This is a genomic window from Streptomyces kanasensis (assembly GCF_043077165.1).
GTDB classification, from domain to species: domain Bacteria; phylum Actinomycetota; class Actinomycetes; order Streptomycetales; family Streptomycetaceae; genus Streptomyces; species Streptomyces changanensis.
Genome location: NZ_JBIBSF010000020.1, coordinates 1 through 12,307 on the forward strand (window position 1 = coordinate 1; position 12,307 = coordinate 12,307).

Here is a 12,307-nt window from a genome sequence, read left to right on the forward strand (position 1 = left end):
GGCGCCAAAGCGCCCCTCGCAACCCGGCCGAAGGCCGGGTGCCGGAGCACGACGCCGCGCACCCGCCCGGCCCCCGCGGCGAAGCCGGCGCCCACGCGGAGGACACACCGCTGCCTGCGCACTTCACCGGCCCTCGGCAGCCTGTCGGCGCCCTGCCCTCTCCGAACAGCACGGAGGGGCGGAAGCTGGTCGCTTCCGCCCCTCCGCGTGGCTTAGTGCCAGCCAGCTCGGCCCCAGCGGACGAACCAGTACCGGGTGCGCCCTTTCCGGAGGTTGACGGGAAGCCCCCCCGACGGCGGTGTTCATGGTCCTCTTTCGGGTCGGTGTCGGGCTTCGAGGGGCCGGGGCGGCGCGGCCATGCGCCGCCCCGGGCGGTGCGGTGGTGCTACGAGACGGGGGCGAGTCCGGCCGGCTGCCAGCGGACGGGCCAGCGGTCACCAAAGTCGACGGCGATCCGGCGGGTCCGCTCCGCGATGAAGGTATCGATCTCGGTCACACGGCCGGTCTCGGGCTCGGCGTCCTCGTCGGGGATCTCGCCCTTGCGTCGTACGGTGTCGCCCACCGACCACCACACGGCGCCATCGTCGTCGACGGCGGCGGGCAGGTCCGCCGCGGAGACACCGAGGTCGGCCGCCGTGCAGGTGGCGCAGCCGAGCCGGGTTCCGGCCTGGTACAGCGGTCCGTCCTGCTCGCACCCCATGCACTCACCCGGGGCGATGTAGCGCGGCTCCTGCTCGCGCACCAGGGCCCCGAGCGCTACGTGGGCGGGGTCCATCAGCAGGACGTACGGGGGCCGGTCACCGGGCTCGGTGCCGGACACCACGACACAGCCGTTGTGCAGGGTCGTGACCCGGGTCAGGGTTACGGGCTGGTCGGCGAAGGTGTCGGGGTAGCGCTCCCCCTGGTCGCCGTAGACGTACGGGGCGCGGTGCACGGGGCGGACCTGGCGGTATCCCTCGCGCTCGATCTCGGTCCAGCTGGCGAACCGCCATCCGGTCGGGGCCTGCGTGTGGCGGGCGCGGCGGCCCGTGATGATGCGGTCAACCTGAGCGCGGACGTCGACCATGCGCACCAGTTGTTCAGCGGCCGCGCGCTTGCTGCTGTGGTAGTACACGGCCCCACTGTCCCCGCAGCCCTCAGACCACCAAGGGAGAGAGCCCCGACCGCGCTTCCATACGTGCCCGGCCGGTTCGTCCGCGCCGTCGACGTAGACCGGGGTGCGGCCGTCGCCGTCCGGCTTGCCGTAGCGGTATCGCGTCTTGATGTCGGTCATGTTCCGTGTCCTCCGGTGTGGGTTTCGAGGGGGTCTCGTTGTCCGGGGCGCCACCCCCTTCCAACAAGCTCAATATTACCACTTTAGACCCTAATCGCCTAGCGGAAAGAGCGCCCCCCGCTCCCGCCCCGCCGAGTGGACGACGGGGCGGGGTCGGGCGTATCAGCCGCGACGCTCCCGATGCTTGCGCTCGTACTCGGCACACCGGGCGAGCGTCTCAGGGTCGTCGGACTCGACGAACACGTAGAACGCCTTCCTCGAAACATCCGTGTAGAGGTTGGAGCCGTGATCGGCGTTGTACGCCTCCCCGATCGACTTCAGCTCTGCCTCAAGATCCTTCAGGGCCTGCGTGCGGCGCCACCGGGTGACCTTCTTGCCCTTGTAGTCGGCAACCTCTTCGGCGGTCCACCCCCATTCCTGGGGGATGTTGTCGATGCCAATGTGGATGGAGCCATAGCCGGGGCCGATGCGGACTCGGAACTTGATCTGCGCGGGAGCCTCCCCGATGGGGTCGAACCGGTAGGTCTCCAGCGCCTGAGACACCAGCCCCGTTCCCTCCTGGACGAGGGGGGTCTGGCCGGCCTTGCGCGCCATCTTGATGTCCGCGCGGATGCCTGCGGCCCGCTCCTTCATCGACTGCCCGGCCCGGTACTTCGCGCCCGTGCTGTAGGTGCTGCCGTTCGCGTCGTAGCCGCGCTCGTAGATTTCGGCCCACATCTGCGCGCGCTCTTCGCGCTCGTCCCCGGCGGCTTCCTTCAGCTTCTCCAGGAGGCGGCCGAGCACGTGGCGGGCGGCGTCCTTTTCGCCCTCGTGGCGGCAGGTGCCCGACTCCTGGCAGGTAGGCGCGGTGCACTCCTTGTCGATCACCGCCCGCAGGGCGTCAATGCGGTTGCGAGTCTTCGACGCCTTGGACTTGGCCATAGGGGGCGCTCCATCTCTCGGTTTTGGGTTTCGAGTGGTGTTGCCGGTCGGGGTGCCACCCCTTTCCAACAGTCTCAATATTACCAGTCTTGATCCGGATCGCCTAGCAGAAATAGGCCATGAGCAGGGGTTTTCCAAGGCCGAGGGCGGCCCGCGCGCCCCCGTCCAGCCGGGCCGCCCCTCTTCCTTGCCAGCCGCTTTTCGAAGTCGCTCGCGACAGGCCGCGCCCGGCGGACGGCTCGACGTTGACCGCTCCGGACTGCCGCCCCATGGAACGGCCGGGCGTGCGCCGCTTCACGCGGCCATCGCGCACGGGGCGGGATACAGGTACCGGCCCGGCTTGCCGGGAATGGCGACCGGGGGCCAGCCGGGGGTGGCCCGCAGCTGCCGAGGCGGGCGGTGGGTGCGGGCGGCGTCCAGTTCGGCGAGGGTCCGCATCCGGGCGAGGCGGCCGGCCAGGCGTCGGGCTTCGTCGTTCGCCCCGGCGGTCACCTCCGCGTACCAGGCAGCGGGGTCGTCGTCGGCCAGCTGGTCCAGGCGCTCCTCCTCGGCAACCTGGCGCCGCCACTGCTCGGCGGCCTCGATGACGGCGGCGTACCGGCGGGGGTCGTTGGGCGGGAGTTGGCTCCATGCGAGCGATCCGTACGGGGGGACGGTCCAGTCCCACGCGCCTTCGGCGAGCGTAGTGACCTGCTGCTCGGCCCACAGCTGCGGGGCGTCGGCGGTCATGGTGTTCACGGGCTTCTCCTCCGGCGTCGGGTTTCGAGTGGGAGGCCGGGGCGGCGGTGCCATCCGCCGCCCCGGCCGGGCGGTCACGCGATCTCGTGCTTGTAGACCTCCTCCGCGTCGTCGACCAGGTGGTCCTCGCTCAACCCATACGCATCGGCGAGGCGTCGGAGGTTGCCGACGTAGCAGGCGAGCGCCGCGGCGCGGTCCGTGGTCCCGGCGGGGAAGGGGCGCCCCGAGAGGCGGACGATGTGGAGCTGCTCCAGGTCCTGGGGGCTGAGCGCGTAGGTGCGCCCGAGGTGGAACGCGTCGGCGAGCGCGTCGCGGACGGCGATGGCCACCAGCTCCCGCGCGGTGGTCGCGCCCTCGCGGTCGCGGGCCTCGCGGGAGAGGGCACCCAGGGGACGCAGGGCCGCGCGGGCGGCCTTGACGGACGGGACGGGCCTGCGGGTGGCTTCCGGATGATGGAGCATTGCGGCGATGGCGGTACGGGCACGGCGAGCGTGGGTCAAGGGGTCCTCCAAGGGGTTCCGAGTGGTGGCGCCGGTCAGGGTGCCGCCCCTTCCAGCAAAAAGAACATTACCACTTTTAGACCTGATCCTGGAAGGGTGAAAAGGTATCTGACCAGGTGTTTTCATGGCGCCGGCAGTGTGCAGGGCTCCGGTGCTGGCACCTCCCGAGGGTCGGACGTGTAAGCGGCCCGCACCTCCCTGGGGGAAGGTGCGGGCCGCAGCCGAAACGGTCAGCGGGCCAGTGCCGACGGCCGCAGCTCGGGGGGCGTGATGTCCACGGGCGTGTACTCCGGCCAGCTCACCGACCAGCAGCGTTGTCCGGTGGGGATGGTCTCGGTCATGAAGTTCCTCTCTGGGTGGGGCCTGCCGGTCAGGAGTCGCAGCGAACGCATGGGCTGTCGTCGAGCCTGGGTCATCAGGCTGCCTTTCGGAGGGGCAGGACACGGGCGAGGAGAGCAGGGGTGCGCAGCAGCACGATCCCCGCGAGGCGGCGGCCGCGGCGGCCGCGGCCCTTGACCTGGTACATCGCGGCGTCGGCCTGCTTGAGCGCGGCGGACACGGTGGCTTGGGGGAGGCCGGCGGTGCGGGCGGTGCCGATGGAGGCGCCGACGGTCAGGATCAGGTCGCGGTAGGCGATGGGGGCGGTAAGCAGGGCGTGCAGCCGGTCGACGCGAGCGGACAGGCCGGGACCGTCGGGAAGGGCCACGGCGAACTCGTCGCCCCCGAGCCGTCCGGCTACGGCCCCCTCGGCGGCGGCCCACTCCGCCAGTCGGGCACCGACGGCCGCGAGGACGGCGTCGCCCGCCGCATGGCCGAAGCGGTCGTTGACCGGCTTGAACGCATCGAGGTCCGCGAGGAGGACGGCCGCGGGGCCCGCCGCCAGAACCTCCTGAGCCTGCGCGGTCCAGGCGGACCGGGTGGGCAGGCCGGTGACCGGGCATGTGCGGGCCTGGGCGAGCTGGCCCTGGAGGTCGGCCACCTGGGCCAGCAGCTCCTCGGCGGCGGGCACAACCGCAGCGAGGGCGGTCCGCAGCTCCTGGGGGCTGACGTCCGGGCGGCCGAGGTCGGCGCGGACACGGTCGAGCAGGGCGCCGGTGCGTATGGCGGGCTGCATGGTGGAGGAGGTTCCTTTCAACGGTTCGGGTTTCGAGGGGCCCGGGGCGGCGGTGCCATCCGCCGCCCCGGTGGGCGAAGTCAGCGCAGGGCGGCGCGGATCGCGTCGGCCTGCCGGGTGCTGCGGGCGAACGGGAGGGCGGCGATGCCGACCAGGTCGGCGGCGGGACGGCCCCGGAAGCGGTCGCCCTCGCGGTCGCGGTCGGCCAACAGCTCCTCACGCAGACCCTCGGGGATCACGGCGTACGGGGTCACAAGCTCCAGCACGGTGGCCGGGTCGCTGATGTCGTACGGCGCGGCGCCCGCGAAGACCAGGTGGTCGGCCTCGGCGGCCTCGTCGTCGGGCTCGTCCCAGGCGACGGCGAAGAAGCTGGCGAGCGGGGCGTCCCATCCGACGCGGACGGTGCGGCCGGCGGGAGCTCCGCCGAGCGGGGTCAGGGTGTGGCTGGACAAGGTGTGTCTCCGTTCTGCGGTCTCGCGGTCCGGGCGGTCCGGCTCCGCCCGCGCTGTCCGGACCGGTCGGGGCCGGGCAGCACGGGCGCAGTCAGCTGTGCCGGGTGCGCCGAGCGCTGCGGTCGCATTTGGAGGCGTCGGGGCCGGGGCCGTTGAGGCGGACGTTCAGCAGGTCCTCGCGGTGGCGAACCGGAGTCCACACCCGGCCCCGGCGGCACTCGGTGACCGGGCAGGGGCTCGCCGCCGCGAACCCGCGCTCGCCGTACCGGATCGCGAGCACGGACCCGCGAAAGACGATCTCCCCGTACAGGTGCGTCTGGTCGATCTCGGTGGTCACCTGGACCAGGTGATGGGCGACGTCGCGGCCGAAGCGCAGGCCCGCCGCCTCCCAGGCCCGGAACCAGGGGCTGAAGGTGTAGTTCTCGCCCAGCAGCTCCAGCATCGGGTCGGTCGGCGGAAGCCACTGGTCCGTGTGGGTGTCAAGGGTGCCGCAGCGGTGGCAGGTGCGGCGGCGCGGCTGGCCGGTGCAGCCGCTCGCGAACCGCTCGCCACAGCACGGGCAGTGGTGGTTCCGGCGCAGGGCCTCGCTGCCCGCGGCGGCGGCGCAGCCCTTGCACACGAAGCCGTCGGGCGTGGTGCTGTGCGGCACCGAGGGCGGCGGCGGGGTGCTGGTCTGGTGGGTCGGGCAGGTCGTCATCTCTACAGCTCCGTACGGGGGTCGGGCCCGGGGCGGCCGCCGGTCTGGGCGGTCCGCCCCGGGGCAGGGTCAGGGCGGATTCAGCGGCGGGAGCCGCGCGGCGTACCACCGGTGACGTTGCCGTTGGCCTGCGCCTGGCCGCGCTGGATGCGGGCGGCCGCCGCCGTCTCCGGCGTGTTGTGCGCCTTGTAGGCGGCGCGGGCCTCGGCCTGGAGCTGCTTGACGGTCTCGGACTGGGACACGGATGCCTCCGGTATCGGGTTTCGAGTGGTGGTGCCGGTCGGGGTGCCACCCCCTTCCAACATTGAGAACATTACCAGCTTGATACCGGTTGCACAAGGGGTGGTGTGCGTCTCGCCGTTCGGGAGGTCACGGGGTCGAGCTGAGCGCCTTGGTCAGGGCGGGCCACAGCACGGCGTCCCGGCAGGGTCGCGAGACTCCCCTCCAGCCACTGCGCGGTGAGTTCACCGGGGCATGGCGGGTTCCTCTCCGGCCGGCCGTGCGGCGGCCGCCCGGGGTGGTCAGCACTTCCGGACGGTGCCGTTACCGGCGGTGGCGTCGACGTCGAGGTCGGTCCGGCCGCGCACGCCGTAGAGCTTGACGCTGCCGTTGCCCGCGCGGGCCTCGATGCGGCCGGACGCGCCGCGCGCCACGGTGAGCGCGACCGAGCCGTTGCCGGCGCGGACGCGGCAGGCGGACCCGGCGTAGTCCTCGACCTTGACCGAGCCGTTGTCGCTCTCGGCGTCGAGCCACTCGGTGACGGTGCCGGCCTTGACCGAGCCATTGCTCGCGCGAGCCTTGAGGCGGCCGACCTGCTCGGCCCTGACGCTGCCGTTGGTGGTCCGCGCCTCCATGGCGGCGACAGGGCCGTACGTGTGGAGACTGCCGTTCTCGGACCGGTAGCGGACACCGGACCCGGCGGGCACGGTGATGTGCACCTCAACGCCGTTCGTCATGTTCACCGCGCCGCCGCCGATGATCACCCGGCCGTTGACGACGGACACCGGGCCGTCGAAGCGCACGCCGTTGACGTACGTCGACCCGCCGCCGAACGAGGTGAACGAGGCGTTCCCGAATCCGCCGGCGCCGTGCGGGACGTCCGGCACGACGACGACCAAGCGCTCGGCGTCCTGCGTGATGGTGGCCCCGCGGACCGCCTCGGCGGCGGGGCTGTCGGGGCCGTCCTGCGTGAGGATGCGGACGGCGGCGACCTCGGCGGACCGGTCGGCGGTGACGTACACGACGCCGGTCGGGCAGGTGACGTCTGCGAGGACGGGCCCGGCGTATCCGCCGGTCGAGGTGAACGAGCGCTCGGGGGTGCTGTCGCGGTGGGCGAGCTGCGTCATGTCTGGTGGTCTCTCTCTGTGGTGCCGGGCGGCGGTGTCGCCGCCCGGCGGCGGTGGGGTGGGGTGGTCAGGCGGTCCGTGCGCGGTGGGCGCCGGGCGGCAGCAGGGGCTTGTCGACATCGCGGTGCTCGACGGTGACGGGCCGGTTGGTGAGCTGGGTGATCTCCCCGACGCGGCGGGCAAGTCCGACCGAGCGGTGCCGGCCGCCGACACACCCGAAGGCAACGGTGATGTCGGCGCCGGTGGTCTCGTTGAGGCCGACAGCGAGGTAGGCGGCGGCTTGGGCGAGGGGCTCGGCGCCCGGGGTGTCCATGACGTGCTCGTACACGGCCGGGTCAAGGCCGGTGAGGTTCTTCAGCTCGGGGTCGTGGAAGGGGTTGTGCAGCAGTTCGCGCAGGTCGTAGGTGACTTCGGCGGCCGGGGGCTCGCCGTGGCCGTAGCCGAAGGAGATGACTCGGATCACGGGGTGATGTCCTTCTTCGTGTCGGGTTTCGAGAGGGCCGGGCGGCGGTGCCGTCTGCCGCCTCGGTGGGGCTGGTGTCAGTCCAGGGGGCGGACCATGACCTCCAGGTCGCGCGGGTCGGCGGCGGCGGCCGCCTTGAAGTCGCTCAGCTCCTGGTCGCTGTAGATGGCCTTCTGGTCGCTCGGTCCGCCGGTGACGGCGTTGACCTTCTGGCCGGTGCGGGAGGTGGCGGTGACGACGCCATGGGGCGGGTCTCCTTGGGTGATGGGCATGGAAGCGGGTGAGACTGCCCGGCTCCCCTTGGCCCCGGCGCTGCAGGCGCGCCGGGACCGCGGGCAGCCGTCAGTACCAGGCGGCTTCCATGTCCGCGTTCATCTCGCGGGCGGCGGTCTTCAGGGCCTGCTCCAGCCGCTCCTGCGCGAGGGCGTCCTGGACGTCTCCCGCCTCCTCGGCCGCCTCCTTCTCGTACATGGCGCGGGCGGCGAGGGCGTGCAGGATGCCGATGACCGGGGCGACCCCGCCGAAGCGGTTGAGCTCGTCGACGGCGGAGACCCGGCTTTCGCTGGTGGCCAGCTTCTTCTCGACCTCGCGCAGGTCCTCGGCGGCCTCGCACCAGGTGGGGCCGGGGGCGGCGAATTCGGCGACGTCCTCCAGGAGGAGCGCGACGAACTGCGCCGCGCCGTAGGCGGCCAGAGCGGGGATCAGGTCGTACAGGTCCAGCGCGCTTCCCCGTCGGACGATGGCGAAGAGCGCGAGGCCCAGGAGCGCCCAGCGGCCGACGGCCTCGACCAGGTCGGCCACCCGGCGCACGGCGGCGGAGGTACGGGCCTGGTGGCGGGAGACGCCGCCCATCGGCGCCCGGCAGATCATGCAGGCCAGGCGGAGCGGGTTGTTGAAGGTCTCGCACTGCGTGCACTGGCGGTTCTTCAGGATGGGTCGGATACGCACGGATGCCTCCGGGACGGGTTTCGAGTGGTGGTGCCGGTCGGGGTGCCACCCCTTTCCAACAGTCAGAATAATACTAGCTTCGAGCCGGATTGGCAAGGGGTGGCAACCGCCGGGGAGAACTTCGGGGGTGCGCCCGTGGGGCCTGGCCCGGCCCCACGGACTCACTCGGCGTTGTCGCCGCTGTCCGACCTGCGGTTCTCGCGGGCGAAGCTGCGGGCTCCGGCGTTGTCGGCGGCCGTGATGGCGGCCTGCCCGGTCTTCAGGCCCTCGCGCCCCATGTCGAAGCCCTTGCCTGCGGCGTTGGCGGTCGCACCCACCGCGTTGGCGGCGGCGCCGACCGCGTTGACGGCCGCCGTGGCAGTGCCGGCCACCGCCGTGACGGTGTTGAGCGCGGCGACCAGGCCCCCGCCGCCGCGCCGGGCGACGGGCTGCTTTCCGCCCCGGGCCGCGGCCTTCTTCGCGGCGAACGCGGAGGAGGCGGTGCCGCCCCCGGCGGGCGCGGCCTTGACCGCCGGTCCGCGCCTGCCTTCCAGGGCCTTGCCCCCGGGCAGGTTTACCCGGAAGCGCTTGTTGGGCTCGAAGTTCTCGGCAATGGACTTCACCATGGCCGGGGTCATCACCTCGACGGCGAAGAAGCATTTCGCCTTTCCGCCCCCGTCCTTTCCCCGGTGCTTTTCCCCGCAGGACGCCATGACGGTCGTGCCGGTCACCAGCAGGTTCAGGCGGCGCGGGGCCGGGGCGTTCTCCCGGCCGGGGCAGCGGATGGGGGCTCCGTCGAGGCTGAGGGGGCCTCGGATGGTCAGTGAGGGTGCGGTCATGCGGATGGACTCCTTACTTGCTCTGGGCGGTGGCGGTGGCGGTGGCGGTGGCGGTGACCTTGCCTCCGAGGACCGTGCGGACGGTGGCGGTCGCGGTGGCCTCGGCGGTGGTGCTTCCGCCGCCCCCGCGACGGCGGAGGCCGGAGAAGAGGCCGCGAACGACGAAGGCGGCGACGGTGACCGCCACGGCGAAGGCCATGAGCGCGTAGGCCAGAGCCTCCAGCCAGGGGCCGACCAGCGACAGGCCGTACGCGGCGAGCGCGGCGCTTCCGGCGGCGGACCACATCAGCAGGGCGGCGGTCTTGGCCCAGGCCGGGATCGGCTGGGAGCCGCGCCGGACGGGGGCGGGAGCGGTCTCGTGGCGGACGTAGGCCCACTGCTGCTCGCCGCCGGGGAGGGTGACCAGCTCGACCCTCGGGAGCGGGGCCTCAGCCGGAGCGGAGCGGGCCGGGACGTACGGCGCGACGGATGCGGCACCCTGTGGGGCCTGGGTGATCGTGTAAACGGTCTCCGGGTCGGTGCGGGCGGGGTGGTTCACGATCGGGGAAGCTCCTTGGGGAAGATCGTTTTATGGGGGTTTGGGGGGTGGTCACGACCTGGGACGTGGGGCGTCGCCGCAGGTCAGGGGGGTGGCCACCCCCGGGACACCGGCCCGGCGGTCCTGGGACGCGTCCCAGGACCGGGGCCGGGTGTCCTACGGCCGGGCCAGGCCCTGACCTGCGCGGATGCCCGGCGGCCTAGGGCCTGACCTAGGGGTCAATTCCGGATCTTCCGGGCAGCCTCCACGGCTGCCTCGACGTCCGCCAGGAGGTAGCCGCGGACCCGCCCCTCGCCCGCGCGCCACCGCCTGGGCTCCAGCTCCACGCCGGTGCCCTCCAGCTGCTCGTCGATCAGCGCGCCGAGCGCCTTGCCGAACCGGCCCTCGTACGTGGCGTCGTCCTCGTCCTCTGCCTGGGCCCACTTGCGGGGGTTCCAGGCGGCGAACACCGCCCTCACGTCCGCGAGCGGCAGACGGTCGGCGTCGTCCTTGAACGCGTCGAGCAGGACGTCGAGCACGGTCGCGTTGGCGGCGGCCTGCCCGGGGCGTCCGGGCTTGCCCCGTCCGCCGGGGCCGCCGGCGGCGGAGGACAGCCCGGTCATCTGGACCAGGTACGCCTCGATCGGGTCCTCCCACTGCCCCGGCAGCCGTCCGGCGGCCCGCCGCAGCTCGACGCCGACGGCGATGATCTCCGACGCCTCCCCCGCGTTCTCCTCGTCGATGAGGAAGGAGCGGGCGAGCTCCTCGGCGATGCCGTCCATGTCCAGCCAGCCCAGGCCCCGCTTGTCGCGGGGGATGTCGTGGGCCCGCATCCCCCGGCCGGTGGCGCCCTTGCCCAGGATCGCGTTCGTGCCGTCGGCGTCGGCGGTCCGCTGGGCCCACCGGCCGGTCATGTTGCCGCGCAGGCCCGCGGGGATGACGTCGACCTCCGGGTGCTGGGTGGCCACCACCAACAGGACGCCCAGGCCCGCGCCGACGCTGGAAAGGAACTCCAGCCGGGCAAGCCGCGCGGCCGCGCCCGGCACGTTCTTGCGGGTGTAGGTCGCCAGTTCGTCGATGATGAGGATTTCGATGCTCAGCTGCTTGAGCAGCTTCGCCGTCATCTTCGATTCGCCGAGCGAGGCCAGCAGGTCCTCGCGCCTTTCGATCTCCGCCTCGTAGGCGTCGAGCAGGAGATCGAGCCGGTTGCGCTCGCGGCCGAACATCGTCGCGGCGATCGGAGCGTAGACGAGGTGCTCGCCGGTGGGCTTCCCATCCACGATGCGCACGTTGATCCTGGGGTCCAGGGCCAGCGCGCAGATCAGGTTCCGCAGCGCCATGCCCTTACCGGTCCGGGTCGCCCCGCCGATCAGCAGCATGATGTCGCGGATCGTCAGGCGCCGGGTCTCCCCGCGCTTGTTGTAGGCGATCGGCGCCCCGTCGTTCCACAGGTCCAGCGGGGTGGTCTGGCCCAGCAGCGGGGACCGGCGCACCTTGTCGAACGGGTCGGACGTCGCGATCCAGAAGCTGCACCGGGTCGGGTGGCTGTCCTGCTTGATGTCGAGCCAGTTCTCATCGACCTGGAGCGCGCCGGCGATCTCCTCGCGCTTCTCGATGAGCTTGGAGACGGTCACGTGCGCGGGCAGCTTGAACACGCACTGCGAGGCGTTGATGTCGGCCTTCTGGATGAGGCCGACCAGCTGGATCTCGTCGTCCTCCTTGAACGACGGGACCGCGATCCGCAGCGCCCGGTTGATCTGCGCATCGGTCAGCGGGGCGTCCTCGTCGAGCGCGGCCGGCTCGAAGACCACGTACTCGTCGCCACGGCGGCGCAGCTCGCGTGCGCCGCACGCGTACATGACACCGATGACCGGGATCAGGGCGGGGAAGGCCATGGCCAGACCCCACACCTGGGCGATGCCGATGACGGCGGCGGTGTAGGAGGTGAAGCCGGTGGCGGACAGGATGGTCAGGTTCTCGCGGCGGCGGGCCTTGCCGATCTGCTTCCGCTCCGCGCGGAGTTGGGCGACGTCGCTGTTGTCGGCGTACCCCTGCTTCCTCGCCTGCCGCTTGGCCTCGTCGATCATCGCGCCGTACTCGGTCACCAGCAGGTACCCGGCGGCGGACTTCAGCTCGGCGTACAGGCCGAGGGACGAGAGCTTGGCGATCCGCCACACGTACACCGGGCTGTGCATGGCGTGGTAGCCGGCGGCGTGGACGAGGACCTCGCCGCGGTGGCGCCACACGTCGGGGTTGGTGAGCGAGGCGGGGACCAGCGTCTTCAGGCCCCGGCGGGGCTCGTCGTCCAGCTGCTCGATGACGAAGGGCTCGCCGTCGACCTCGGAGGAGAGCTTGATGGTGCCGGTGCGGGCGTCGGCCAGGCCGGCGGCGCTCGCACGGACCTGGCCACGGGCGGCCTGCTCCAGGTGGTCGCGGGCCTCGGGCGGCAGCCGCTCCGTAAGGTCAAGGACCTGTCCGCTCGGTGCGGAGTGGTCGGTGGTCTGGGTCATGATGGGCGGT

At 72.4% G+C, this 12,307-nt stretch carries 15 protein-coding genes; all 15 read right to left on the reverse strand.

From position 1 onward, the window contains the following. Nucleotides 1–385: 385 nt before the first annotated feature. The 15 genes from ACF053_RS29870 to ACF053_RS29940 all read right to left on the reverse strand — a co-directional run bounded on the left by ACF053_RS29870 (nucleotide 386) and on the right by ACF053_RS29940 (nucleotide 12,297). Nucleotides 386–1,273, reverse strand: a complete 888-nt coding sequence (locus tag ACF053_RS29870; protein WP_391956879.1) for a hypothetical protein — start codon at nucleotides 1,271–1,273, stop codon at nucleotides 386–388. Between the two features lie 162 nt (nucleotides 1,274–1,435). Next, the gene (locus ACF053_RS29875; protein WP_391956880.1) at nucleotides 1,436–2,194 is read right to left on the reverse strand and encodes a hypothetical protein; all 759 of its coding nucleotides are present in this window, start codon (nucleotides 2,192–2,194) and stop codon (nucleotides 1,436–1,438) included. 294 nt (nucleotides 2,195–2,488) lie between these two features. After that, nucleotides 2,489–2,923, reverse strand: a complete 435-nt coding sequence (locus ACF053_RS29880) for a DUF2742 domain-containing protein (protein ID WP_391956916.1) — start codon at nucleotides 2,921–2,923, stop codon at nucleotides 2,489–2,491. An 83-nt stretch (nucleotides 2,924–3,006) separates the two neighbouring features. Then, on the reverse strand, nucleotides 3,007–3,393 hold the full coding sequence (locus ACF053_RS29885) for a hypothetical protein (RefSeq protein ID WP_391956881.1): 387 nt from the start codon (nucleotides 3,391–3,393) through the stop codon (nucleotides 3,007–3,009). 454 nt (nucleotides 3,394–3,847) lie between these two features. Beyond that, entirely contained in the window at nucleotides 3,848–4,546 is a 699-nt protein-coding gene (locus tag ACF053_RS29890) for a GGDEF domain-containing protein (protein ID WP_391956882.1), read from the reverse strand. A gap of 80 nt (nucleotides 4,547–4,626) precedes the next feature. Further along, nucleotides 4,627–4,998, reverse strand: coding sequence for a hypothetical protein (locus ACF053_RS29895; protein WP_391956883.1), 372 nt, complete (start codon nucleotides 4,996–4,998; stop codon nucleotides 4,627–4,629). 91 nt (nucleotides 4,999–5,089) lie between these two features. Further along, a complete protein-coding gene (locus ACF053_RS29900) occupies nucleotides 5,090–5,695 on the reverse strand; it encodes a hypothetical protein (RefSeq protein WP_391956884.1) in 606 nt (201 codons plus the stop codon). 80 nt (nucleotides 5,696–5,775) lie between these two features. After that, nucleotides 5,776–5,937 carry a hypothetical protein gene (locus ACF053_RS29905; protein ID WP_391956885.1) on the reverse strand — a complete coding sequence of 54 codons (162 nt, stop codon included), beginning with the start codon at nucleotides 5,935–5,937 and terminating at the stop codon, nucleotides 5,776–5,778. A 279-nt stretch (nucleotides 5,938–6,216) separates the two neighbouring features. After that, on the reverse strand, nucleotides 6,217–7,041 hold the full coding sequence (locus ACF053_RS29910; RefSeq protein WP_391956886.1) for a hypothetical protein: 825 nt from the start codon (nucleotides 7,039–7,041) through the stop codon (nucleotides 6,217–6,219). A 67-nt stretch (nucleotides 7,042–7,108) separates the two neighbouring features. After that, nucleotides 7,109–7,504 (reverse strand): RapZ C-terminal domain-containing protein, encoded by a 396-nt coding sequence (locus ACF053_RS29915; RefSeq protein ID WP_391956887.1) that lies wholly within the window; start codon nucleotides 7,502–7,504, stop codon nucleotides 7,109–7,111. A 77-nt stretch (nucleotides 7,505–7,581) separates the two neighbouring features. Then, complete coding sequence (locus ACF053_RS29920; protein ID WP_391956888.1) at nucleotides 7,582–7,776, reverse strand: hypothetical protein; 195 nt, start codon at nucleotides 7,774–7,776, stop codon at nucleotides 7,582–7,584. Between the two features lie 70 nt (nucleotides 7,777–7,846). Next, entirely contained in the window at nucleotides 7,847–8,452 is a 606-nt protein-coding gene (locus tag ACF053_RS29925) for a hypothetical protein (protein ID WP_391956889.1), read from the reverse strand. A 161-nt stretch (nucleotides 8,453–8,613) separates the two neighbouring features. After that, nucleotides 8,614–9,270, reverse strand: a complete 657-nt coding sequence (locus tag ACF053_RS29930; RefSeq protein ID WP_391956890.1) for a hypothetical protein — start codon at nucleotides 9,268–9,270, stop codon at nucleotides 8,614–8,616. Nucleotides 9,271–9,283: 13 nt separating this feature from the next. Beyond that, nucleotides 9,284–9,808, reverse strand: coding sequence for a hypothetical protein (locus tag ACF053_RS29935; protein ID WP_391956891.1), 525 nt, complete (start codon nucleotides 9,806–9,808; stop codon nucleotides 9,284–9,286). Between the two features lie 218 nt (nucleotides 9,809–10,026). After that, complete coding sequence (locus tag ACF053_RS29940) at nucleotides 10,027–12,297, reverse strand: hypothetical protein (protein ID WP_391956892.1); 2,271 nt, start codon at nucleotides 12,295–12,297, stop codon at nucleotides 10,027–10,029. Nucleotides 12,298–12,307 lie beyond the last annotated feature (10 nt).

Bases quoted from the DNA above. Each gene is read 5' to 3' on its own strand.
- ACF053_RS29880 (WP_391956916.1), bottom strand. From the start codon at position 2,923: ATGACCGCCGACGCCCCGCAGCTGTGGGCCGAGCAGCAGGTCACTACG.
- ACF053_RS29910 (WP_391956886.1), bottom strand. From the start codon at position 7,041: ATGACGCAGCTCGCCCACCGCGACAGCACCCCCGAGCGCTCGTTCACC.
- ACF053_RS29870 (WP_391956879.1), bottom strand. From the start codon at position 1,273: ATGACCGACATCAAGACGCGATACCGCTACGGCAAGCCGGACGGCGAC.
- ACF053_RS29920 (WP_391956888.1), bottom strand. From the start codon at position 7,776: ATGCCCATCACCCAAGGAGACCCGCCCCATGGCGTCGTCACCGCCACC.
- ACF053_RS29890 (WP_391956882.1), bottom strand. From the start codon at position 4,546: ATGCAGCCCGCCATACGCACCGGCGCCCTGCTCGACCGTGTCCGCGCC.
- ACF053_RS29875 (WP_391956880.1), bottom strand. From the start codon at position 2,194: ATGGCCAAGTCCAAGGCGTCGAAGACTCGCAACCGCATTGACGCCCTG.
- ACF053_RS29940 (WP_391956892.1), bottom strand. From the start codon at position 12,297: ATGACCCAGACCACCGACCACTCCGCACCGAGCGGACAGGTCCTTGAC.
- ACF053_RS29900 (WP_391956884.1), bottom strand. From the start codon at position 5,695: ATGACGACCTGCCCGACCCACCAGACCAGCACCCCGCCGCCGCCCTCG.
- ACF053_RS29930 (WP_391956890.1), bottom strand. From the start codon at position 9,270: ATGACCGCACCCTCACTGACCATCCGAGGCCCCCTCAGCCTCGACGGA.
- ACF053_RS29885 (WP_391956881.1), bottom strand. From the start codon at position 3,393: ATGCTCCATCATCCGGAAGCCACCCGCAGGCCCGTCCCGTCCGTCAAG.